At 38.0% G+C, this 21641-nt stretch carries 22 protein-coding genes; 4 read left to right on the forward strand and 18 right to left on the reverse strand.

Annotated elements, in window-relative coordinates; genetic code table 11:
* Positions 1 to 100: 100 nt before the first annotated feature.
* From RV17_RS10210 to RV17_RS10240, 7 genes are all read right to left on the reverse strand, one after another.
* On the reverse strand, positions 101 to 802 hold the full coding sequence (locus RV17_RS10210; protein ID WP_067482686.1) for a GntR family transcriptional regulator: 702 nt from the start codon (positions 800 to 802) through the stop codon (positions 101 to 103).
* A 445-nt stretch (positions 803 to 1247) separates the two neighbouring features.
* Positions 1248 to 2690, reverse strand: a complete 1443-nt coding sequence (locus RV17_RS10215; RefSeq protein WP_071869159.1) for a glycoside hydrolase family 1 protein — start codon at positions 2688 to 2690, stop codon at positions 1248 to 1250.
* Between the two features lie 22 nt (positions 2691 to 2712).
* The gene (locus RV17_RS10220) at positions 2713 to 4569 is read right to left on the reverse strand and encodes a beta-glucoside-specific PTS transporter subunit IIABC (RefSeq protein ID WP_071869160.1); all 1857 of its coding nucleotides are present in this window, start codon (positions 4567 to 4569) and stop codon (positions 2713 to 2715) included.
* A gap of 125 nt (positions 4570 to 4694) precedes the next feature.
* Entirely contained in the window at positions 4695 to 5543 is an 849-nt protein-coding gene (licT, locus tag RV17_RS10225; protein ID WP_067482690.1) for a BglG family transcription antiterminator LicT, read from the reverse strand.
* Positions 5544 to 5835: 292 nt separating this feature from the next.
* The gene (locus RV17_RS10230) at positions 5836 to 6582 is read right to left on the reverse strand and encodes a class A sortase (RefSeq protein ID WP_071869161.1); all 747 of its coding nucleotides are present in this window, start codon (positions 6580 to 6582) and stop codon (positions 5836 to 5838) included.
* A 95-nt stretch (positions 6583 to 6677) separates the two neighbouring features.
* Positions 6678 to 7004: a nucleotide pyrophosphohydrolase gene (locus RV17_RS10235; protein ID WP_067482694.1), complete on the reverse strand. Its 327-nt coding sequence runs from the start codon at positions 7002 to 7004 to the stop codon at positions 6678 to 6680.
* A gap of 35 nt (positions 7005 to 7039) precedes the next feature.
* Entirely contained in the window at positions 7040 to 7498 is a 459-nt protein-coding gene (locus RV17_RS10240) for a MerR family transcriptional regulator (RefSeq protein ID WP_067482696.1), read from the reverse strand.
* Between the two features lie 74 nt (positions 7499 to 7572).
* On the opposite strand from RV17_RS10240, the gene RV17_RS10245 reads away from it, so the two are divergent.
* The gene (locus RV17_RS10245) at positions 7573 to 8304 is read left to right on the forward strand and encodes an SDR family oxidoreductase (protein WP_071869162.1); all 732 of its coding nucleotides are present in this window, start codon (positions 7573 to 7575) and stop codon (positions 8302 to 8304) included.
* Between the two features lie 531 nt (positions 8305 to 8835).
* On the opposite strand, the gene RV17_RS10255 is transcribed toward RV17_RS10245, so the two are convergent.
* On the reverse strand, positions 8836 to 9207 hold the full coding sequence (locus RV17_RS10255; RefSeq protein WP_067482702.1) for a winged helix-turn-helix transcriptional regulator: 372 nt from the start codon (positions 9205 to 9207) through the stop codon (positions 8836 to 8838).
* A 277-nt stretch (positions 9208 to 9484) separates the two neighbouring features.
* Between RV17_RS10255 and RV17_RS10260 the strand changes: the two genes are divergently transcribed.
* Positions 9485 to 10726, forward strand: a complete 1242-nt coding sequence (locus RV17_RS10260; RefSeq protein WP_082294047.1) for an MFS transporter — start codon at positions 9485 to 9487, stop codon at positions 10724 to 10726.
* An 85-nt stretch (positions 10727 to 10811) separates the two neighbouring features.
* Here RV17_RS10260 and RV17_RS10265 read toward each other — a convergent pair whose 3' ends face one another.
* Positions 10812 to 11630: a MurR/RpiR family transcriptional regulator gene (locus RV17_RS10265; RefSeq protein WP_067482704.1), complete on the reverse strand. Its 819-nt coding sequence runs from the start codon at positions 11628 to 11630 to the stop codon at positions 10812 to 10814.
* 158 nt (positions 11631 to 11788) lie between these two features.
* On the opposite strand from RV17_RS10265, the gene RV17_RS10270 reads away from it, so the two are divergent.
* Positions 11789 to 12478 (forward strand): N-acetylmannosamine-6-phosphate 2-epimerase, encoded by a 690-nt coding sequence (locus tag RV17_RS10270; protein ID WP_067482706.1) that lies wholly within the window; start codon positions 11789 to 11791, stop codon positions 12476 to 12478.
* Between the two features lie 11 nt (positions 12479 to 12489).
* Positions 12490 to 14004, forward strand: coding sequence for a PTS transporter subunit EIIC (locus RV17_RS10275; protein WP_071869164.1), 1515 nt, complete (start codon positions 12490 to 12492; stop codon positions 14002 to 14004).
* A gap of 90 nt (positions 14005 to 14094) precedes the next feature.
* On the opposite strand, the gene RV17_RS10280 is transcribed toward RV17_RS10275, so the two are convergent.
* From RV17_RS10280 to RV17_RS10320, 9 genes are all read right to left on the reverse strand, one after another.
* Entirely contained in the window at positions 14095 to 14814 is a 720-nt protein-coding gene (locus RV17_RS10280; RefSeq protein ID WP_071869165.1) for an HAD family hydrolase, read from the reverse strand.
* Between the two features lie 261 nt (positions 14815 to 15075).
* Entirely contained in the window at positions 15076 to 15735 is a 660-nt protein-coding gene (locus tag RV17_RS10285) for a bifunctional 4-hydroxy-2-oxoglutarate aldolase/2-dehydro-3-deoxy-phosphogluconate aldolase (protein ID WP_143139940.1), read from the reverse strand.
* A gap of 30 nt (positions 15736 to 15765) precedes the next feature.
* Positions 15766 to 16830, reverse strand: coding sequence for a mannonate dehydratase (uxuA, locus tag RV17_RS10290; protein ID WP_071869167.1), 1065 nt, complete (start codon positions 16828 to 16830; stop codon positions 15766 to 15768).
* Positions 16831 to 16847: 17 nt separating this feature from the next.
* Positions 16848 to 17291 carry a PTS sugar transporter subunit IIA gene (locus RV17_RS10295; protein ID WP_067482716.1) on the reverse strand — a complete coding sequence of 148 codons (444 nt, stop codon included), beginning with the start codon at positions 17289 to 17291 and terminating at the stop codon, positions 16848 to 16850.
* Positions 17285 to 18211 carry a hypothetical protein gene (locus RV17_RS10300; RefSeq protein ID WP_067482718.1) on the reverse strand — a complete coding sequence of 309 codons (927 nt, stop codon included), beginning with the start codon at positions 18209 to 18211 and terminating at the stop codon, positions 17285 to 17287. The genes RV17_RS10295 and RV17_RS10300 overlap by 7 nt, the downstream gene beginning before the upstream one ends.
* An 85-nt stretch (positions 18212 to 18296) precedes the next feature.
* Positions 18297 to 18803, reverse strand: coding sequence for a PTS sugar transporter subunit IIB (locus tag RV17_RS10305; RefSeq protein WP_067482720.1), 507 nt, complete (start codon positions 18801 to 18803; stop codon positions 18297 to 18299).
* Between the two features lie 21 nt (positions 18804 to 18824).
* Entirely contained in the window at positions 18825 to 19691 is an 867-nt protein-coding gene (locus RV17_RS10310) for a PTS system mannose/fructose/sorbose family transporter subunit IID (RefSeq protein ID WP_067482722.1), read from the reverse strand.
* Between the two features lie 21 nt (positions 19692 to 19712).
* On the reverse strand, positions 19713 to 20558 hold the full coding sequence (locus tag RV17_RS10315) for a PTS mannose/fructose/sorbose/N-acetylgalactosamine transporter subunit IIC (RefSeq protein ID WP_067482724.1): 846 nt from the start codon (positions 20556 to 20558) through the stop codon (positions 19713 to 19715).
* Positions 20559 to 20638: 80 nt separating this feature from the next.
* Positions 20639 to 21637, reverse strand: coding sequence for a D-isomer specific 2-hydroxyacid dehydrogenase family protein (locus RV17_RS10320; RefSeq protein ID WP_071869168.1), 999 nt, complete (start codon positions 21635 to 21637; stop codon positions 20639 to 20641).
* Positions 21638 to 21641 lie beyond the last annotated feature (4 nt).

Here is a 21641-nt window from a genome sequence, read left to right on the forward strand (position 1 = left end):
CCCCTTAAGTTAGATTTTTGGGTCTAACTTAGGGGGCGCACTTCACTGTCCTCCCACCTTTTCTTTTTGATGTGCCTTCTTACTTTTCGGTTCAGCTTCCTTACGTTTCATAATCAATATGATACGGATGTAAAGCCGTGTGATAGATAGCTTCTGAATACTCAACTAGCTGACCGTCTTCTGTCAATGAACGTCTGATTCGTTTCATTCCTAGCGGTTCAGTTGTTTTCAAGATTGCTTGTTCTTCTTTGCTTAAAAATACCGCAGAAAAATCATCCGAAAATTGATCAATTGCATAACCTTTTTGCGTTAACAAACGATATAAAGATTCTTGATGGAACATTTTTTCCTCTAGCTCAGTAACAGCTTTTGGCAAATAATGCACAAAATAAATATATGGCTTTTCGTTGAGATAATACAATCGCTTAAATCGTACCGCTTGATTTCCAAAAGAAGAAAATAATGGATCTTCTTCTGCCAAATCAATTGGGGTAAGCTCTAAAGTTTCTTTGCGTACTTCATGTTGTGAGTTTTCTAAAATTTGCGTAAAACTTGCTGCTTTAGATAAACGATTATATGGACGATTACTTAAAACCGTTGTGCCACGCCCACTTTTCTTTTCCACATATTCATCAGAAGCTAATAATTCAATTGCCTTACGCACAGTGATTTTACTTACCTGAAACATTTCTTCTAATTCATTTTCCGTCGGTAGCATGGAACCTACAGGATATTTTCCAGAGAAAATATCTGCTTTAATTTTATCTGCAACTTCTAAGTATAATACCCGCGTTCTCTTCATAGTTTCACCCTTTATTTTACTCTTAGTAAAAGAATAGCACATAAAAAATAAAATACAAAAAGAAGAACATAAAAGCCTGGGATTGAATAGATCTCCCAGACTTCTTTATTGCATATACAACAGTGATACCGTTTTTCTTTTTGAGTAATTTCGCGATTTTAGGAAAAATTTTTATCAATTAGCGTTGAGTGTTTGTATCACAATTTCTATCTGCGGTGTTCAAGAATCAACACCCAACTTTCTAAAAACATGGAAAGCCATTTTGAGTGTCAGCTCACTATCTTTTCAGAGCAAAGCGTTTTGCGCCACAACCTTTTTCACGGTGTTCCCCAAGCAGCTCCTCGAAATAATTCATAACTGTCCAAAAATATGGAAAGCTATTTTTGTCAGTTACTCTTTATTTTTTCGAAGCTGACCGCTTGGAGCCACAACCTTTTTCACAACCTTATGCTCTTTCACCATTCGTCTTAATAACTTCTTTATACCAATCAAATGATTTTTTCTTTGAACGGTTCAATGTACCAGCACCATTATCATCCAAATCAACATAGATGAATCCATAACGCTTGCTCATTTCACCAGTAGAAGCACTCACTAAATCAATACAACCCCACGGCGTATAGCCCATCAAGTCAACACCATCTGCCACCGCATCCGCCATTGCATCAATATGTCGACGTAAATAATCAATTCGATAATCATCATCAATCGTTCCATCTGGCTTTACTTCATCAATTGCACCTAAGCCATTTTCTACAATAAATAGTGGTTTTTCATAACGATTATATAATTCGTTCAATGCAATTCGAAGGCCATCTGGATCAATTTGCCAACCCCACTCACTTGCTTCTAAGAATGGATTTTTGACCCCGCCTAATAAATTACCAATTGATGTATCTGCTTCTGGACTAACTTCATCAACTGCGCTAGACATGTAGTAGCTAAAGCCAATGTAATCTACAGGATAACTTTTCAACAACTCAAAGTCTTCAGCTGTTTGTTCTAGAAGGCTCGCATCCACGCCATATTTTGCATAAGTTCGAGCGGTATATGCAGGGTATTCACCACGAACTTGCACATCCGTACAAAAGAAATTAAATTCTTGATTTTGGATCATTGTTGCAACCTGATTCACTGGGTTGGCATCAATACTATAAGTGGTCGCATAAATAATCATGCATCCAACTTCAATATCTGAACGTAATTCATGCGCAATCTTCACTGCTTTACTGCTAGCAACAAATTGATTGTGCCACGCCTGAAAAATATTTTGATAATCTGCTGCCCCATTGCTTTGGACTAAGCCTTGGCTTAAAGCAGGAAAATGGAAAGCTGAATTGATTTCATTGAACGTCATCCAGTATTTTACTTTTTCGTGGTAACGAGTCAACACTGTTTCTGCGAATCGTTCATAAAACGTAATCAATTCGCGGTTTTTCCAGCCACCATATTTTTTAGCTAAGTTCAACGGCATTTCATAATGAGAAATCGTAATCACAGGCTCAATACCATACTTCAAACATTCATCAATCAACTGATCGTAAAAGCGTAAACCTGCTTCATTTGGCGTCAACTCGTCTCCTTGAGGAAAAATTCGTGACCAAGCAATTGAGAAACGATAACATTTAAAGTTCATTTCAGCAAATAAAGCAATGTCTTCTTTAAAACGGTCATAATGTTCGATTCCTCGGTGATTTGGATAAATATATGTTTCTTCATCAATTGTCCAGTCAAAGTCCTCACTACCGATAATCGCAAATCGTTGCTTTCCACCCGGCATTGCATCGGCAACGGATAAACCTTTGCCATCACGATCAAATGCACCTTCTAATTGATTGGCGGCTGTTGCGCCTCCCCATAAAAACTCTTTTGAAAAACGTGTTGTCATCACTTATATCCTCCTAGTGTCTTTATTTTACGATTGCTAGAAAATCTTCATTCGAGATAATTTCTTTTTGATCTAGTTCTAAAACATCAGCAAATTGATCGGTATTCGTAATTACAATTGGTGTCACGGTACTGTAACCCGCAGCATGAATTGCCTCAATATCAAATTTTACTAACAGGTCACCCGCTTTCACTTGGTCCCCTTGTTTTACGACCGTTTCAAAACCAGTACCATTTAATTCCACCGTATCCATTCCAATATGCATCAAGATTTCAATACCATCCGTTGTTGTTAAACCAACTGCGTGACCCGTTGGGAAAATCGTAGTAATTTCGCCATCTGCTGGTGCAACAAGTTCCCCTTTTTCTGGCTCAATTGCGATTCCTTTTCCCATCGCACCAGATGAAAAGACTTGATCGGCCACTTCACTTAATGGTAACACTTTTCCTGTCAATGGGCTCTTTAGATTATGACGACCAGAAGAAAGTGTTTCTCCTGCTGTGGCTTTCTTCTTTGTTTCTTCTGCAGGATCTTCAAATCCAACCAATAAAGTTCCTACAAAGGCAAGAATGAAAGAAATTCCTGTCGCAATGATTGCCATCGTTACATTGGACTCTACACCATCAATTGTACTGATGAACGACGGGATCGTTAGCAAGCTGACTAATCCACTAGCAAAAGATTTTACGCCTGCAAAACCGATCAAGGCACCACCAATCCCACCAGAAACACAAGCTACGATAAACGGTTTTTTCAATGGTAATGTTACCCCATATACAGTTGGTTCTGTAATCCCAAATAACGCAGTAATTGTGGATGAAATACCTAACGAACGTAATTTACTATCTTTCGAACGAACTGCAACAGCTAATGCTGCACCCCCTTGTGCTAAAACAGCTGGTAATAGCATTGGCATCAAAATATCATAACCAAATTGATCAAGGTTCAAGAACATAATTGGGACAAATCCCCAATGCATTCCAAACATAACAAATACTTGCCAAAAGCTTCCCATAATCAAACCAGCGACAATTGGACTAAAGTCATAAATTGAGTTGAACAAGCTACCTAACGCATTCCCAGCAATTGTTCCAATTGGCCCTAAAGCTAAGAAAACCAAAGGAACCATGACTACTAAAATAATTAAAGGAACCAAAATCATCTGTAAAAATTGTGGAATAATTTTTTTCACAAGTGGTTCAAACTTACTTTGGACCCAAACAGCCAAAAGAATTGGAATAACAGAAGAAGTATAACCAGATGGCGATAAAATAACTGATATCCCAAAGAAATCTAATGCTGTTCCAGCACCAGCTGCTGCCGTGATTGCTGGATAAACCAGTGCCATTGCAATAGCTACTGCTAAAAATTGATTCGTTTTAAATTTCTTAGCTGCTGTAAAAGCCAACATTACTGGTAAAAATGTGAATACGCCATCAGCCGCTGCAAACAAAATCTGATAAGCCCCACTATCTGCAGCTAGCCAGCCAAGAACAGTTGCCAAAGATAGAAACCCTTTTAAAACCCCCGCTGCTGCCATTGCACCTAAAAATGGTGTAAAAATACTTGAGATGATATCAATAAACTTACTTAACAAATTACCTGATTTTTCTTCCTCTGTTGGTTGATCCGCCAAGCCTTCTTCATCCACAATTGCTTGATAGACATCAGCCACATTACTGCCAATCACCACTTGATACTGACCGCCACTTTGAACAACCTGAATCACATCTGGATCACTCTTCAATTTTTCTGTGTCTGCAATAGATTCATCTTTTAATTTAAAGCGTAATCGTGTTGCGCAATGAACCAGACTGTTGACATTTTTTTGCCCCCCAACTGCTTCCCATACACGTTTGCCAACTGCTTTGTTATCCATTTTTTCTTCCTTCTTTCTACTAAATTTTGATAAAATAAAAAACCTAGATTGAAAAAACGGTCACGAGCTGCTTGCTCGTGTCCATATTTTCAATCTAGGTTTTGCCTGCCTGACAGTAACAACCCTTATGATTGGATCTGTTTTTCATTCACTACACGTTGAATGTGAATCGTCAAATAAATTTGTTCTGCAACTTCCATCTCTTGCTGCTGCGTATGAACTAAATAATCATTAATTCGTTGCACACAACGAAAGGCTTGTGGGTATTTTCCCTGAACTAACGCGTAAAGAAACTCATCTTTTTCGTCAGAATTCTCACCTTTTAGGTAACGCTGTGCAAAAAATTGTAGATGTGTGATAATTCGTTGATAATTCAATGATTCTTCATCAAAAACGACACCGAAAAATTTACTAATAATGCTCAAGATATCACGTACCATGGTTGTCGCAGTCATTGTCACTTGCATATCACCATTTCCTTGCTGGCTATTCACAAAATGAAAAGCGATAAATCCAGCTTCATCTTCAGGAAATTCAATAGCAGTCTTTTCTTCAAGAAAATGCAAGGCTTCTTTAGCAATCTGATACTCTTTAGGATAAAACTTTTTTGTTTCAAATAATAACGGATTTGGCAATTGAATTTTTTCTTTTGCTCGTCCAATTGCATAATGAACGTGATCCGTTAGTGTTAAATAAATATTTGGTGAAAAGTTCACAGCTAATTTTTCTTCCGCTAAATCAACGATTTGCTTTACTAGCTCGACTTCCTCAGAGGGAATGTCAGCCATCAGCTGTTGAAATTGGTTTCTTGAAAAAGAATCCTTGAGTACAAACTCTTTTTGGATTGCTTCAGGTGAAATCGAATCGCCGGGCTTCTTTTGAAACGCCAGTCCTTTACCCATGTAGACAATTTCTTCACCTAATTCATTTTTCGAAATGACGACATTATTATTCAACACTTTTTCAATAATCATCTCGTCTTCCCCTTTCCAAAAAATAAAAAAAACCTAGAATTCGCCTGTAAATCCTCAGCTGAATTCTGGTTTTGCCTGCTAAGCAGTAACAATCCATTTCTTAACTGAATTTATGATAACACTTTCTTTTCTTCTTTGCAACCCCTTCCAAGTTTTTTTATTTTTTGTTTTGGCTTTCTTCTATTGTTAACTGTTGACAACTATTAAAATAAAAAAACTGAGAACCTTTAGTTCTCAGTTTTTAAGCCTTTCTATTCTCCAGCAACGCTCACACTTTTTATGAAATTTCGTACTAAAAAGTTTTTGTTTCTAAGTTAAAGGCTTGTTTCATTTCATCTGTTGCATCTTTTATCGGTGTTACTTTTTCTAATGCGCCTTGTACAACTAAGCGAGTTACTGCATTATTATCTCCACAAGTAATCAGGGTCACGATTTCTTTACCGTCCACTACATCTAATAACTCAGTTTCTGTTGGTGCTACTTTTTCTTTGAAAAAAGCTTTATACGTGTACACATTCTCTAAATCAGTCAAATAGATTGTAGCACCCATTGATAGATTTTCTAAAGGAGTGAACAATAGCTCTGGATTGGTTGAGCGGTGACTAGCCAGCGCATAATTTCCTTTTCCCATTTGTTGATCAGGTGATAAAGTTCCTGCACCATACAATAACGCTGTATTTGAAAGTCCCTTAAAAATTGGTAAGTTGATTGATACAGATGGAACTGCGACACTAGCAATCACTGGCAGATCCTTACTTTCAGAACTGGCCTCTGCTCGAATCACACGTTCAGAACTCATTGGTTCAACTGCATCAAAATCAAACGTTGTTTCTCGTTCGTTGTTTTTTTGCAAATCTTCTTTAGTTACATTAGCTATCGCGTATTGATCACCAGTATTCTTAACAAAAAAATCTTTGATTTGTTCATTAAAAATTAAAGCAATTCCTACCAGTAAGAGTAACAGCAAAAGTAAATTCATTAGCCAACGTCTCACGCGTTTTCCTTTTTTCTCTTTATTCGTGTTGTTGTCAGTCGCCATTGTACGACCTCCTCTTTCCACACCATATTTTCTTCATTTTAATGGATATCCCTACTTCTGTCTATCATTCAAGCGTAACTTACTACTCATTTGTTTTAGAGTTCCGTGTATTTTTCGCGCTTTCCTATACTCTTTTCGACAGGATATTTTCTATTATTTTTGATTAACTTTTCTTCAATGATTTCATCCAAATCGAAATCAAGATTATCCGCTAACATGTACGAATAGATTAAAACATCTGCTAGCTCTTCCTTAATTCGTTCTACCTGATTTGTCGTAACTTCCTCAGGTTGCTTCCATTGAAAAAGTTCCAGTAGTTCTGAAGCTTCCAAAGAAATCGAAATCGCTAAATCTTTTTCGTTATGAAATTGTCGCCAATTCCGATCATCACGAAATTTATTTACTTTTTCCATACTGTTCATTTGTCGGGCCTACTTTCTTTTTATCACTAAGTTTTTTAGTAGACAGTCTTTGATAATTGGTCTTCATATTCTTGATGCCATTTTTCGCTGACTTGTCTTGTTCCTGGTTCAAAAAAAACTGTTTCTGTTCCAACTTCATTTGCTTTTTGATAATACCATTTCTTCCAACGTAAAAAAGCCAAATTAGCTTCTAATACTTGAATTTTTGCTTCTAAAATCGTTTCTTGTTCAACAATAAAGGCATAGCGATCAGGTAGAGTCCCATCACCTTGCATACACCATTCCATAAATGTTGCAATATCTTTTACTGGAATAGCCGATTTTTTTAAACACTCAATGACATTCAAGTAACCTAAATCATCCTCGGTAAATACACGTCGCCCCGCTGAATTTTTTTTCACGAATGGCAACAAGCCTTCTTTATCATAATAGCGTAAGGTGTCTGTTGATAATTGATACTTTTCAGCAATTTCGCCAATTGTATAAGTTTTCATTTTTCCTCCTTGACTTGGAGCTAACTCCAAGTTGTATACTACGTTTATCTTAACAGAAGAAAGCAGGAAATGAAATGAATAAACCCCTAATCGTGATTACTGGAGCAAGCTCAGGCTTTGGAGCAGAAATCGCCAAATTATTTAATAAAGAAAACTATCCCATGTTATTGCTAGGTCGTCGTACAGAAAAAATCTATTCCTTACCGCTTGATTTTGATCAAGTGCTTGTTGACTCTGTCGACGTGACTGATGAACAAGCTTTCAAAGCCAGTATTGCCGCAGCAGAAGAAAAGTTTGGAAAAACTGATTTATTAGTAAATAACGCTGGTGTGATGTTATTAGGTAATGTTCAATCACAATCTCCATCGGAATGGAAAACGATGATGGACACAAATGTTTTAGGTGTGTTAAATGGTATGCAAGCTGTACTAGCAGATATGGTTGAAAGAAAGCACGGTACAATCATCAACATGTCTTCATTAGCTGGACGTAAAACTTTTGTGAATCATGCCGCTTATGTTGCCTCAAAGTTTGGTGTTCACGGATTAAGCGAAACCATTCGCGAAGAAGTTTCAAAAGATAATGTTCGTGTAAGCTTAGTTGCCCCTGGCGCTGCCGAAACGGAATTATTAACTCATGTTACAGATACTGGTGCTTTGTCGGACTATCAAGCATGGAAAGAAACAATGGGCGGAATCACTCTTGATCCTGTCCACGTCGCAGAAGTGGTTAAATTTATTTATGATATGCCACAAGAAGTGAACATCAGAGAAATTGACATTGCAGCAACACGCCAAGATGGCTAATCATTCTGATACTAAAAAAGGTTGGAACAAATGGTTCCAACCTTTTTTCTATTTAAGGAGTAGCTCCTAAAAATAACATGCTACTCTTACCATTTATGAAAAGTTTTTGGTATCTCTGTTTGATATTTTTGTCAGTTGTTCTTTCTCTTTTCGGAACTGAACGCTTGGAGTCACAGGTTAAGCCTTTTGCGCTACAACCTTTTCCCTCGGTGTTCCCAAAACAACTCCTCCACATAGCTTTCATCCACTTCAAAACATGAGATGCTGTTTTGAGTAACTGCTTGCTATCTGTTCGGAGCTGAACGTTTTGCGCCACAACCTTTTCCTCAGTGTTCCTCAAGCAACTTATTCGACAATAAGTCCACTTTTTCTTATTCCTTGAAGCTAAACACCTGGAGCCACAACCTTTCTCTCAGTGTTCAAGAAGTACCTCCTTCAAAATAAGCCCAAATTTCACAAAAATTTGAGGAACAATTTCTGGAAATTTACTCTTATTTATTGGAGCTGGGCACTTCTTTCACAACCTTTTTCTTAATAATTCAAATAACCGCCGTGCGTATGTAAAAGTTTGACTGACTTGCCTTCTTCTTGCTGCTTTTCAATTCGCTCCTCACCCCAAACAGACATTGCAACCAAAATCTCCCGTAGTGATTTTCCTTCTTCGGTTAATGAATATTCTACTTTAGGAGGCACTTGATTATAAATCTTTCGATGAACGATACCGTCTTGCTCTAACTCACGCAATTGTTGCGTTAACATTTTTTGCGTAATTGTAGGAATTTTTCGGCGTAGTTCACCCGTGCGAATAGCCCCATTTCCTAAATGGCAAAGAATAATTGGTTTCCATTTTCCGCCAATCACTTCTAAAGTTGCTTCAACACCAATATGATAAATTTTTTCCATTCACTTACTCTCCTCCAAAAAAGATACGCTCCAAATACTAGCACCTTCTATCAACTTTTGAAAGCAAAAAAACTTTTTTCAAAGACTATCAATTAATAATCAGCGTCTTAAATAAAAAATGAAAAATTTCTAATACTACAATAAAACGATTTTTTCGCGTACTTACGCAAATGTTACAAAAAAGTACCTATTGCACTAAAAAGTAGGTACTTTCTACTTTCATAAATAAGGTCTATATTTTCTATTCGTCAGGTAACAAACTTTTAGGAGGAAAAAAATGAAAAATAAAATCTCACCCACACTTACATTGATGGCATTAGTTATCAATGCCTTTGCCATTGGTTCAACTGAATTTATCAGTGTTGGCCTTATGCCTTTGATTGTAAATAGCTTTCACGTTAGCTTGGCACAAGCAGGACTGACTGTTTCCCTTTACGCAATTGGCGTTACTGTTGGCGCGCCACTCTTAACTATTTTAACTGGAAAATGGAATCGAAAATTTTTAATGATGATGATTATGTCTTTATTCATTGTTGGAAATCTATTTGCTGCATTCGCTGCAAGCTTTGCCATGTTACTAATTGGTCGTGTTATTTCTGCCCTAGCTCATGGTATTTTCATGTCCGTTTCAAGTGTCATTGCAGCAGATGTTGTTCAGCCACATAAACGTGCCAGTGCAATTGCCATCATGTTTACTGGATTAACCGTGGCTACCGTTACAGGTGTTCCATTAGGTACCTTCATCGGCCAACAGACCAATTGGCACATGACATTCATTTTTATTGCAGCTGTTGGTTTCATTGGGTTACTCGCCAATTTATTCTTGATTCCAAGTGGCTTACCTATCCCAGGGTCGGTAGACTTGAGAGGTATTCTAAGAATCTTTAAAAATAAATTTTTAGTTGGTTCCTTTTTGATCACTGCACTTGGTTATGGTGGTACTTTTGCTGCTTATACTTACCTAACGCCAATTTTGCAAGACAAAATTGGTTATTCTGCACATGCTGTCGTTATCTTATTAGTTATCTATGGACTAATGGTTGCCATTGGAAATACGATTGGTGGGCATTACTCTAACCGGCAACCTTTGAAAGCGTTAGGTGTTATGTTTGGTCTGTTAGTTCTTTCTCTACTTTTCCTATTTTTAACAATTTTGAGTGGAAATAAACTAGTAGCAACCGTTGCAACACTCGTCTTAGGACTCTTCTCTTTCATGAATGTTCCTGGGCTACAATTTTATGTCGTTCAACTAGCTGAAGGCTATACACCAAAAGATATTACTCTAGCTTCAGCATTTAATATTTCTGCATTTAATATCGGAATCGCATTCGGCTCGTTTGTCGGAGGACAAGTAACAAAAACTGTCGGCGTTGGTTACACGCCAATTTTCGGAGCAGGTATTGTCTTACTGGCTGTTTTTTTAGTTCTAAAATTGATTGCTGAAAATAAAAAAATAGAACAACTGTCTTTAACTGCACAGGAAATGAATCCTGAAAATTCAACTAGTGTCACAAAATAAAGAAGAGGACGAGCCTAAGACTCGTCCTCTTCTTGCGTTTTCTTGATGCTTTTTTCCTATACATACGTTATGTCTATTTAAGCGTTTAATCGATACTCTTATCGATAATTGCCCGCAGTACCTTTTCCCTTAACTCAATCGAATCAACGTTATTTTTTCGTTCATAACCTTGAACCAGAATATCGCAAAGATAAAGCTGAGAGATTTTTCCAGCTAAAGACGCCCCGTTCAGAAACTCTTCAATTGCTGTTTGTAAAACAAAATCGGCAGTTCGTCCAATTGGCGATTGAAGATAATTCGTAATTGCCAAAATTTTGGCACCATTTTTTTTCGCAATTTTCATTGAATCATACGTATCTTTTGTTTTCCCTGACAGTGAAAAAACAATTACTGTGTCTCCTTCATCCAATAGTGAAGCAACCTGTGCTTGAATATGCGGATCTACTACTGCATGCGCCTTTACACCAACTCTTAGAAACATAGTGGCTAAATCTAAACTAGTCGTTCCACTTGATCCCACTCCAAATATATAAATATTGTTTGACTGGCTAATCAGTTGAAGCGCATCGGCTAATGTTTCCTCGTTAAGTAATGATTCTGTTGCATTCAATGCCTCTTTTACTCCAACTGCGATTTCAGTAAAATATTTTGCTTCTTTCGGTAGCTCTTGTTTCTGGCTAAAGTCTTCTTTCGCAATTTCGATTTTCAAATCAGAAAAACCAGAAAAACCTAATTTTTGACAAAAACGAATAATTGTTGCATCGCCAACTTTTGTTTTTGCCTTGATGTCACTCATTGTATTATAAATAACTGATTTCCCAGAATCCAAAATATAGTCAGCTACTTTTTTTTCAGATTTTGTTAAAAATGGATAGTGCTCGCGAATCAAATAGGTATACTTCATGACTTCTCCTTCACTACAACGTATTCGCTTCATTATACTCCAAAACAAAAGAATTCTCCAAAATTCTCCAATTAAGGCTTTACATGATTGTAAGCGGATGCTACACTATGTTCGGAGTTATTATCCAAAAATAAAACGAAAATGGAGAATTAAGGAGAATGAAAAAACAAACATTTTTAGATGCCATTTCTGGCGGGTTGATTGTTTCTTGTCAGGCTTTACCTGGCGAAGTATTTTACAGCGAAACTGGCGGAATAATGCCTTTATTTGCTTTGGCTGCTCAAAAAGCAGGAGCTGTTGGTATTCGTGCAAATTCTGTTCGTGATATTTTGGAAATCAAAGAACAAGTTGACTTGCCGATGATTGGTATCATCAAACGTGATTATTTACCTGAAGAACCTTTTATTACTGCAACCATGCGCGAAGTTGACGAGCTTGTTGCAACCGGTGTGGAAGTTATTGCTCTTGATTGTACTTTACGAAAACGTCACGATGGCTTAAAAATCAATGACTTTATTGTTCAAATTAAAGATAAGTATCCCAATCAACTATTGATGGCGGACATCGCCACATTTGCAGAAGGTGTCAATGCTGCTAAGGCAGGAGTTGACTTTATTGGGACAACATTGAGTGGCTACACAGCAGACAGTAAACACCAAAACGAGCCAGATATTGAGCTTATCAAACAATTGGTTGATGCAAATCTATGTGTTATCGCAGAAGGAAAGATCCACACACCTGAACAAGCAAAAAAAATCAAAGACTTAGGTGTTGCTGGACTTGTTGTTGGTGGTGCAATTACGCGACCGCAAGAAATTGCACAGCGTTTTGTTGATGGATTAAACTAGGAGGAATCACTATGTTCAAAAAATTTTCACAGCTTGGTCGTGCTTTCATGCTCCCGATTGCTATCTTACCTGTCGCTGGTCTTCTTCTTGGACTGGGTGGCGCGCTAACAAATGAAAGCGCCATAAATGCCTACCCACTTTTAGCACAACCATGGCTACACACGATTTTGAGTATTATGAGTGTTGCTGGTAATGCTGTTTTTGCAAATCTAGCGTTGATTTTTGCGATTGGTATCGCAGTTGGCTTGGCAAATGGCGATAAAGGAACTGCTGGATTAGCTGGCGGTGTTGCCTATCTCGTGTATACAGCAACAATTAGTGGCTTTCTGGAACTTTTTTCTCCAGAGGGTGCCTCTTTGGATACTGGAGTTGTTGGTTCAATTGCCATTGGTGGCACGGTCGCCTTTTTGCATAATCGTTATCGAAAAATCGAATTACCACAGTTTCTTGGTTTTTTTGGTGGCTCTCGTTTTATTCCCATCGTTTCTAGTTTAGCTGCAATTCTTATCGGTTCATTTTTTTATTTGATCTGGCCGCCAATTCAAAACGGCTTAGTCATTGCTGGAGAGCAAATTGCACAAATGGGTAGTTTGGGTACATTTTTATATGGCTTTTTACTTCGTCTGACTGGTGCAGTTGGTTTGCACCACACGATTTATCCACTGTTCTGGTATACTTCGTTGGGCGGAACAGAAACAGTTGCTGGTTCAACGATTTCAGGTGCACAAAATATTTTCTTTGCTCAGTTAGCCGATTCTAGCCACACAGGTCTATTCACTTACGGAACCCGTTTCTTCGCAGGAAGATTTGCTACGATGATGTTCGGTTTACCTGCTGCATGTTATGCAATGTATCGCGCGATTCCCAAACAAAACCGTAAGAAGAATGGTGGTTTGTATTTTAGTGGTGCGTTGACCTCTTTTTTAACTGGGATTACTGAACCTATTGAATATATGTTTTTATTTGTAGCTCCATGGCTATATGTCATTCACGCATCTTTAGATGGGCTCTCTTTTTATTTCGCTGATATTTTAAACATTCGAATTGGTAATTCATTTTCTGGAGGCCTCATTGACTTCTTATTATTTGGTGTTTTACAAGGAAACGACAAAACAAATTGGTTGAAATTACTACCTTTTGGTCTTGCTTGGGCAGTTATCTATTATGTTGTCTTTTCATTTTGTATCAAAAAATTCAAAGTGGCGATTCCAGGTATGGAGTTAGCTACAGATGAAACTCCGAACGAATTTGAAAAGGAAAACAAAAAGAAACCAACTACTTTACATGACGAGTCACTAACCATCATTACTGCACTCGGAAGCCAAGAAAATATTGAATCAGTCGAAGCTTGTGCTACTCGTCTGCGTGTTTCTGTCACCGACGGACAACTGGTCAATAAACAAGCTATCCAAGAATTAGGCGCTACAGCTGTTTTTGAAGTTAAAGGTGGCATCCAAGCTGTTTTTGGTGGTAAGGCAGATCTTTTGAGTCAGGAAATCAACCAAATTTTAAATAAAGATAGTTAGCAGTTTGCTACTTATTGATTGCATAAAAAAGAAGCTCAGTTGTCCCACACTAGACAACTGAGCTTTTTCATTCTTTCATTTACTAAATACTTATAAAAACAACTCTTTTTTCGCCAAAAAATTTCTAGCTTGCAACAAATCATGAAACTGAAAATCTGCGGGTGCTGGACGTTCTCGTAAACGTGAAAGATCTTTTTTCAGTGGATAGCGCCCTTTTCTAACTGGTAGATCCGTGATATCATCTTCAACTAGAACAGAAAGAATTCCTGCACGACGCGCTGCTTCGATCCCGACTCTTGAATCTTCAAAAACAAGCGCATGTGCTGGATCAACACCAGCTTTTTGACTGGCTTTTAAGAAAATCTCTGGATTTGGTTTCCCGGCTTCGACTTCATCCCCCGCCAATAGTACATCAAAATAGTCAGTAAGTCCTTCCATCTCTAAATAAGTTAAGACTTTTTCTCGGTTTGAAGACGAGGCAACAGCGATTTTAACCCCTTGTTCTTTGGCGAAATCTAATAATGGAACCAAACCATATTTTTTATGAACTGTTTTTTCTTTCGCCAATAGTTCATTTTTGAACACGTTCATTGAGTCACGCCATTCATTATAAGGTACCTCCTCGCCATAGAGTTCTTTCATCCCTAAACGAATATCTGGATCCGTTTTTCCTGTTAAATAATAATAAACATTATGATTCAATTCATAATCATGTTTTTCTGCAGAATTGAAATAGCCTCGATAACTAAGACGACCTGTATCAAACATTAGTCCATCCATATCAAAAATAAATAATTCGATTTTATTCATAATAGCCTCCAATAACTTGAGTTGGTTCATTCTACCTCAAAAGGGAAAGAAAGGACAGCAGTAAGCGATTAAGGAACCCTCTAACGAAAAGAAAAAGCAGAGGATTCACAGCTTTTTCTACAATTATTTGCTCATTTCAGAACGTTGTTTTTTCTTTGCTTTTTCTTGCCTAACTAGTAGTCATTTCCGTCAAAAAGGCGGGCAAAACGCCTGTTCGTTTTGTCCCACCCTCTTTTTTACCCGTTTGATACATTCACAACTTTATCTGCTTGCCGTGAAAGATTGTTCTTTGATTGTTTCTATTAATTCGTTCAAGTGCTGACTGGCAGTTACTCCGTCATCTTGCTTCAAACTTGCTTCTGAAAGAATAAATGACCCACCAACTGCTACTACTTGAGGATGGTTCAAATAGTCGAGAGCATTGGTTTCATCAATGCCACCCGTTGGCAAAAATTTCACGTCATAAAATGGTCCACTCAAGGCCTTGATTGCCTTTAGCCCGCCATAGATATCTGCTGGGAAAAATTTAACCATATGAATACCATAATCCACCGCTTGCTGAATTTCACTGGGTGTTGCCGTTCCAGGAAAAACGGGAATACCTTGAGCTAAACTATATTCGATGACTTCAGGAATCACAGCTGGTGACACAATAAATTTTGCGCCATTCTTAACTGCTGCCTTTGCCTGTGCCAACGTTCGCACAGTGCCCGCACCCACCAACAATTTTCCAGATCTTGCTAATTGTTTGATGGCCGCTTCTGCCAATTCACTACGAAACGTGACTTCAACTAACGGTAACTGATTTGCTAACAGAATTTCTTCCAATCGATCCAGATAGTCAAGATTCGTTGCAGTATAAAGAGGCAATAGCTTTGCTTCTTCGATTTTTTGATAAACTTCGTTTTGAATTGTCTGCATTTTCAAGCTCGCTCCCTCACAAAACGTGATCTATTTTTTGGCTTTTGTGATTGCTTCGTGTAATCCTTGCATATAGGTAATCCCCATTGCGCGGTCATATAAACCATAGCCTGGCATCGCCACTTCTCCCCAAATCGTTCGACCATGGTCAGGACGAATCACACCATCAAAACCAACGTCCACTAATGCTTGCATCAGCGCATACATATCAAGTGAACCTTCTGTTGATAAATGTGCTGTTTCCTTGAACTTTCTTTCACCCATAAAGCCAACATTTCTAAAGTGGACAAAGTTAATTCGTTCTCCAACTTCATGAATGATTTCAACCAAATCGTTGGCTGGATCTGCTCCCAAGGAACCTGTGCATAACGTAATTCCATTGTAAGGAGAATCAACAATTGATAAAATTCGTTTTAAGTCTGCCAGGTTCTTTGTAATGCGTGGGAAGCCAAAGATCTCCCATGGTGGATCATCCGGATGGATAGCCATTTTCACATCCATTTCCTCACAAACTGGAATAATTTTTTGCAGGAAATAGGAAAGATTTTCAAATAAAACTTCTTCCGTCACACCTTCATAAGTTTCCACCAACCGATTGAATTTATCTAGGCGTTCTTTCTCCCAGCCGGGCAAACGAAATCCTTTTGATTGGCTATGGATCAATGTATACATTTCACTTGGCTGCATGTTGTCAACTACTGACTGATCATAGACTAACGAAAAGCTGCCATCTTCATTTTCATAAAACAAATTGGTCTTTGCCCAACCAAAAATTGGCTTAAAGCTATAACAAATCAAATGCACGCCACACTTCGACAAATTTTTGATTGTCTGGATATAGTTATCAATATAATGATCTCTATCGGCTGTTCCTGCTTTAATTGCATCATGGATGGCCACACTTTCAATTCCTAATAATTCTAGATTTCCAGCTTCTACAGAATCTTTTAATTCCTGAATTTCGTCAACTTCCCAGATATCACCAGGTAACTTGTCTAACAAAGTCCCTACAATTCCATTGATGCCCGGAATTTGACCTACATTTTCCAGCGGAATCGAGTCTCCTTGACCATACCATCTAAATCCCCACTTCATCTTGGCTTACGCCTCCTTTAAAAGTCATCTTCTTCATCATTTTCTTCAGTCATTGATGTATGCCATGCTTGTAAACTATCTTCTCCCTGTGCAAGGATTGCCGGAGCAACTTGTTCTAAAGGCGTTTCAATTAATTGATGATTGATCGTTTCCAATAACATTGGTAAGTTGACACCGCCAATAACATACACTTGTTCTTGAAGTGCTGGTTCTAATTGACTAACAGCTAATACTGACTGATTGTAGGGACTAGCACTTACCAAGTCTGTTAATACAATGACACCATTTTCTTGATTGACTTCATGGATTGCTTTCCCGATTTTTTCACCTAAAAGTTGTACATCATCCGCTTGGTTCAAGCGAACGGTTGCTGTATTATTCGTTGCCCCAATGATTACCGTTGCAGCATCTTTTAATCCTTCACTCAACGTACCATGTGTTGCAATCACAATTCCTAACATGATGCTTCCTCCTCGACAGACAGTTTTGGTTCATTTCTTTTGAAAAAAGTCATAACTTTTACGATATTTTCCATATTAAGTTCTTTTTGATCGAGTACTTCTCGACTTAGATAAAAGCCAGTTGTCTCTGCTTGATTTTCACCACTAAACAAATACATCGGCTGTTTTTCTAACAATTGTTCGGACACAACTTCAATGCCTGCTTTTTTAGCAGCTTCACTTGTTTTTTTAGGCGTACCCAGTACTCTCAATGGTGCCTTCGCCCCAACACTATCCAACAAGTACACTTCACAATTTCTTTTGGTTACACTTTGTAGTACCGTAACTCCTTGCTCACCAAAGCATCCTTCATCAAGCAGTGCATAAGCTGTTTTTTCATCGGGTTCTTCCATCATTGCTAGTAGCGTCAAGATCGATGACGTATTCCGAACAAGATTTTTACGATTCGACAATCCTTGAGTCACCTTGCCTAAAAAATAAAAGTAACTAGCAAAGACAGCTATTACGAGCCATGTACTAAAAGTAGTCACATCAAAAACCAATGCATGCTTCATTAAGTAAACGATCGTCGCCATTAAGCCAATAAAAATCAGGCTGACTGTGCCTAATAAAATAAATTTGGTCGTAGCCTTCGCTTGTTCTTTTCGTTGAAACAAAGTGTACGCCCCCACATGTCTAGGTGGTGTGTCATAATACGTGCAAACCACTCGCTCGGCATTTTCGACATCGCCAATGTAAATATTTCTGGAAGAGGTTCTTTTCTGTTGGTTATATTCAATTACTTGTACGTCTTCTCGCATCGGCAAAATATCTGCAATAACAGCTGAGATAAATCTTGTTTTTTGTTTGTGTGTACGCCGTAAGCGATAGACATATTGGTAACGAAACAACCAATCTTGAAAGCGTTCCTTTTTTTGCATCGTACTCCCCACCTATCCTTGTTCGTTTATTTGGGGAGTCTGGTAATCAATCCCAGACTCCATTTGCTTATCCTTATGCGTGATTTTACAAATCAAATTTGCTTAAAATGTCTTTTAAAGTTGATTTTGGCGCAGATGGCGTTGCTTGGAAATAAATATTTTCAACCCCATAGTCTTCGTTCAATTCTTTTAATTTTTGCGCATCTTCTTTATTTAAATAAACTGATTTTGTTACTAATAAATCTTTTTCTGGATCTTTTTGAGCAATCCCGCCAATATTTAATTCTTTCATTGGTATACCATGTTTGACTAAGTCATAGATCACACTCACTGTTTTGGCAATCAAGATGCAGTTATACTCTTTAAACTCATATTCATCCCAATAAAATTTTGCTTTATCGCTTGTGATGACAATCGTTTTTTGCCCCGTACGACTTCCCGCGTTTTTATAAAGATCACGCATGAATTTATCTTTTGCGACAACATCATCCACTACAAAAATGGAATTAACTCCGCTCTTTTGTGACAAAGTCACCATTACTTGACCATGGATTAAACGTTCATCTACACGTGCTAAGTTTACTTTTCCCATCAAAAACACTTCCTTTAATTTTTATAAAATTCCAATACCTGCTAAGACAATCAAAATCAATGTTAACCAGAGCAACGCTTGAGTTACTTTTAGTCCCTTTTTGTTATAGAACCAGTAAACACCCATCACGACTGCTAACGGCAACAACCCTGGAACAATTTGGTCCAAAATATCTTGAATGACGAAATCTTTACCCGAAATAACAAACTTCAAGGTTGACTCTACTTTGACATAATTACCTGCTAAAACACCCATCATGAATAGCCCTAAAACAGATAATGTTTCAATTGCTGTTTGAATGCCGGTGCTTTGCATCAAACCAGTGGCATTTCGTCCCATTGCAAAAGCTTGTCTTGCAAAGAACACCCCTAAAATCGCTTGATACGTGGCAAAACAGATGAATGGGAACAACGCGCCTAACGCACTACCTTGTTGTGCCCATGGAACTGCGATTGCAATAAAGATATATTGAACAGTTCCTGAGTCAATCGCATCCCCAATTCCTGCTAAAGCCCCCATCAAACCAGCTTTTGTGTTGTACATCAAATCATCTTGCATCAAAACTTCACTGTCAGTATATTCTTCTTCTGCACGTTGTTGTTCCATTGAAGACATTAACCCAGTGATTACACCACCACCCCAACTTAATTGGGTATTGAAGAACAACAACTGACGTTTATAAGCAGCTCTTCTAGCATCATCATCTTTATACAATTTTTTCAAAATCGGCATCATTCCATAAAGTAAGGATGGTGCCAAATAGCGTTCAAATGAGTGCGGAATTTCATTAGCGAAATGCCAACGTAAGTAGGCTTTCGTCACATCTTTTTTGGTAATCTCTTCTGGTGCTTGACTGTTTACTTGTGTTTTTTCAATTGCTTCTGTCATCATTCTTCCTCCTTACTTTGCTTAGAATCCATCATCATAGTCATCGTCATCATCATCGAACGTTGTCGTTGCAGTACCATTACCATTGTCAGCAGCTGCTTGGACATGTTTTCCTTGTTGTGATTTCACGAAAATCAAAGCAATCAATACACCAAAGATTGCGTAAGTTACCATCGTGATTTCTAATGATTTGAAGACAACACTTAAGAAATAAGCCAAGAAGAAGAACACCATATAATCTTTTCGACCAATAACATAAACTGTTGTAGCAATCCCAATTGCCGCTAAACCACCACCAACAACTTCTAAAATATGAATCACAACCGTTCCTTCTAAAGCAGTAATCACATCGGCAATAATTGGTGCCCCCAAATAAAGTGCGATAAATACTAACGGTACGAATAACAGAAATGAAGCCAAGGTTGGATATAAGATAATTGAACGTTTGATTGCTTTGTCATTCAAGTCTTCAACAGCTTTATCTGTATATTTCCCTAAAAATGTATTGATAAAGAAGCGCAATTGATATAAATAACTTCCTAATAATCCTACTGGAACAGCTACTGCAATTGCTGCCTCAGGTGAAAGATCTCCTAAAAGTGCTACTGGAACAGCCACCGCTGCTGCAATTGATGGTTCAGCTGGCATTGAACCTCCAGGTGAAAAGACACCCATATAAATCATTTGTAATGAAGCGGTGATAATCATTGCTTGTGCCACGTTTCCCATGATGATTCCGACAACTAACCCTGTCATCAATGGCGAGAATCGAAGTGTTAACGTTGCCCCTCCGCCAAGCCATCTTGACATGATAGCTGCAACCCATAAGGCAATCAATAAACTTTGTATGATACTTAAATTTTCCATAAGTCCTCCCCTAAACTTTCGTTCATTTTTGTTTTGACCTAACGACCTTTATCCTACGAACTGATTTTATCAACTGAATTTTATACTAAATAATAGCTCTGACTTTGGACCGCTCGTTCTGGTAAACGACCAGCAACAATTCGCTCGACATCTTCAACACATTTTTTTCCCATCTCTTCTAGGCATTCCCTTGTATATGCAGAGGTGTGTGGTGTCATTACAACATTTTCAAATGATAGATAAGGATGATCTTTTCTTCCCGGTTCTTCTTCCAAGACATCTGTAGCAAAACCAGCGATTTTTCCTGATTTTAGCCCTGCAACCAGTGCTTCCTCATCAATCAAAGCACCCCTAGCACTATTTGACAGATAAACCTGATCTTTCATCTTTTCGATTTCAGCCGTTGAAATCATATGATAATTTTCTTCTGTAAGATTGGCACATAAACAGATAATATCTGCTGAAGCAAGTAATTCATCCAGCTCCACTTTTTTGGCACCAAAGCTTTGTAAATACAACTCTGATTTATAAGGATCATATGCCAAAACTTCGCAACGAAATCCATTTCGTAAAATCTCGACCACACAGCTTCCTGTGTTTCCAACCCCGATTACGCCAACTGTTTTGTTGAAGAGTGCCCGACCAACAAATTGTGCACGATCTTCCCAGTGATCCTTTTTCACACTAGAATCTGCTTCAACTGTGCATCTTAAAATAGCTAACAGATTTGTGATATTGTTTTCGGCTACGGCATCTCGCTCAACTAATGCCGGAATGATTGAAACAATCGTTCCTTTTTCTTTTGCTGCTTCGAGGTCGATATTGTTGTACCCAATGCCGTGTCGAGAAATCAAACGTAGTTCATCTTTATACTCGAAAAATTCTTTGGTAAAAAACGGGGTAACACTGGCAATAATCACATTGTAGCCGTGCAACATTTCTGCCAGTTCTTTTCCAGGTATCTCACCATCTACAGTAAAGTGTTTGACGGTTCCTAACGCTTCTAATCGTTTTAAATGTTCAGGAAAAATTTTGCCAAAGCTACTTGAATTCACAATTGCGATTTGATACTTAGCCATTTTT

The sequence above is a fragment of the Enterococcus thailandicus genome, assembly GCF_001886265.1.
GTDB lineage: Bacteria > Bacillota > Bacilli > Lactobacillales > Enterococcaceae > Enterococcus_B > Enterococcus_B thailandicus.

Bases quoted from the DNA above. Each gene is read 5' to 3' on its own strand.
- RV17_RS10305 (WP_067482720.1), bottom strand. From the start codon at position 18,803: ATGGGAAAAGTAAACTTAGCACGTGTAGATGAACGTTTAATCCATGGT.
- RV17_RS10240 (WP_067482696.1), bottom strand. From the start codon at position 7,498: ATGAAAACTTATACAATTGGCGAAATTGCTGAAAAGTATCAATTATCA.
- RV17_RS10215 (WP_071869159.1), bottom strand. From the start codon at position 2,690: ATGACAACACGTTTTTCAAAAGAGTTTTTATGGGGAGGCGCAACAGCC.
- RV17_RS10280 (WP_071869165.1), bottom strand. From the start codon at position 14,814: ATGAATAAAATCGAATTATTTATTTTTGATATGGATGGACTAATGTTT.
- RV17_RS10300 (WP_067482718.1), bottom strand. From the start codon at position 18,211: ATGCAAAAAAAGGAACGCTTTCAAGATTGGTTGTTTCGTTACCAATAT.
- RV17_RS10230 (WP_071869161.1), bottom strand. From the start codon at position 6,582: ATGGCGACTGACAACAACACGAATAAAGAGAAAAAAGGAAAACGCGTG.
- RV17_RS10260 (WP_082294047.1), top strand. From the start codon at position 9,485: ATGAAAAATAAAATCTCACCCACACTTACATTGATGGCATTAGTTATC.
- RV17_RS10245 (WP_071869162.1), top strand. From the start codon at position 7,573: ATGAATAAACCCCTAATCGTGATTACTGGAGCAAGCTCAGGCTTTGGA.
- RV17_RS10295 (WP_067482716.1), bottom strand. From the start codon at position 17,291: ATGTTAGGAATTGTGATTGCAACACATGGTACGTTGAGTGAAGGATTA.
- RV17_RS10315 (WP_067482724.1), bottom strand. From the start codon at position 20,558: ATGGAAAATTTAAGTATCATACAAAGTTTATTGATTGCCTTATGGGTT.
- licT (WP_067482690.1), bottom strand. From the start codon at position 5,543: ATGATTATTGAAAAAGTGTTGAATAATAATGTCGTCATTTCGAAAAAT.
- RV17_RS10275 (WP_071869164.1), top strand. From the start codon at position 12,490: ATGTTCAAAAAATTTTCACAGCTTGGTCGTGCTTTCATGCTCCCGATT.
- uxuA (WP_071869167.1), bottom strand. From the start codon at position 16,830: ATGAAGTGGGGATTTAGATGGTATGGTCAAGGAGACTCGATTCCGCTG.
- RV17_RS10270 (WP_067482706.1), top strand. From the start codon at position 11,789: ATGAAAAAACAAACATTTTTAGATGCCATTTCTGGCGGGTTGATTGTT.
- RV17_RS10265 (WP_067482704.1), bottom strand. From the start codon at position 11,630: ATGAAGTATACCTATTTGATTCGCGAGCACTATCCATTTTTAACAAAA.
- RV17_RS10210 (WP_067482686.1), bottom strand. From the start codon at position 802: ATGAAGAGAACGCGGGTATTATACTTAGAAGTTGCAGATAAAATTAAA.
- RV17_RS10255 (WP_067482702.1), bottom strand. From the start codon at position 9,207: ATGGAAAAAATTTATCATATTGGTGTTGAAGCAACTTTAGAAGTGATT.
- RV17_RS10285 (WP_143139940.1), bottom strand. From the start codon at position 15,735: ATGCAGACAATTCAAAACGAAGTTTATCAAAAAATCGAAGAAGCAAAG.
- RV17_RS10320 (WP_071869168.1), bottom strand. From the start codon at position 21,637: ATGGCTAAGTATCAAATCGCAATTGTGAATTCAAGTAGCTTTGGCAAA.
- RV17_RS10220 (WP_071869160.1), bottom strand. From the start codon at position 4,569: ATGGATAACAAAGCAGTTGGCAAACGTGTATGGGAAGCAGTTGGGGGG.
- RV17_RS10235 (WP_067482694.1), bottom strand. From the start codon at position 7,004: ATGAACAGTATGGAAAAAGTAAATAAATTTCGTGATGATCGGAATTGG.
- RV17_RS10310 (WP_067482722.1), bottom strand. From the start codon at position 19,691: ATGACAGAAGCAATTGAAAAAACACAAGTAAACAGTCAAGCACCAGAA.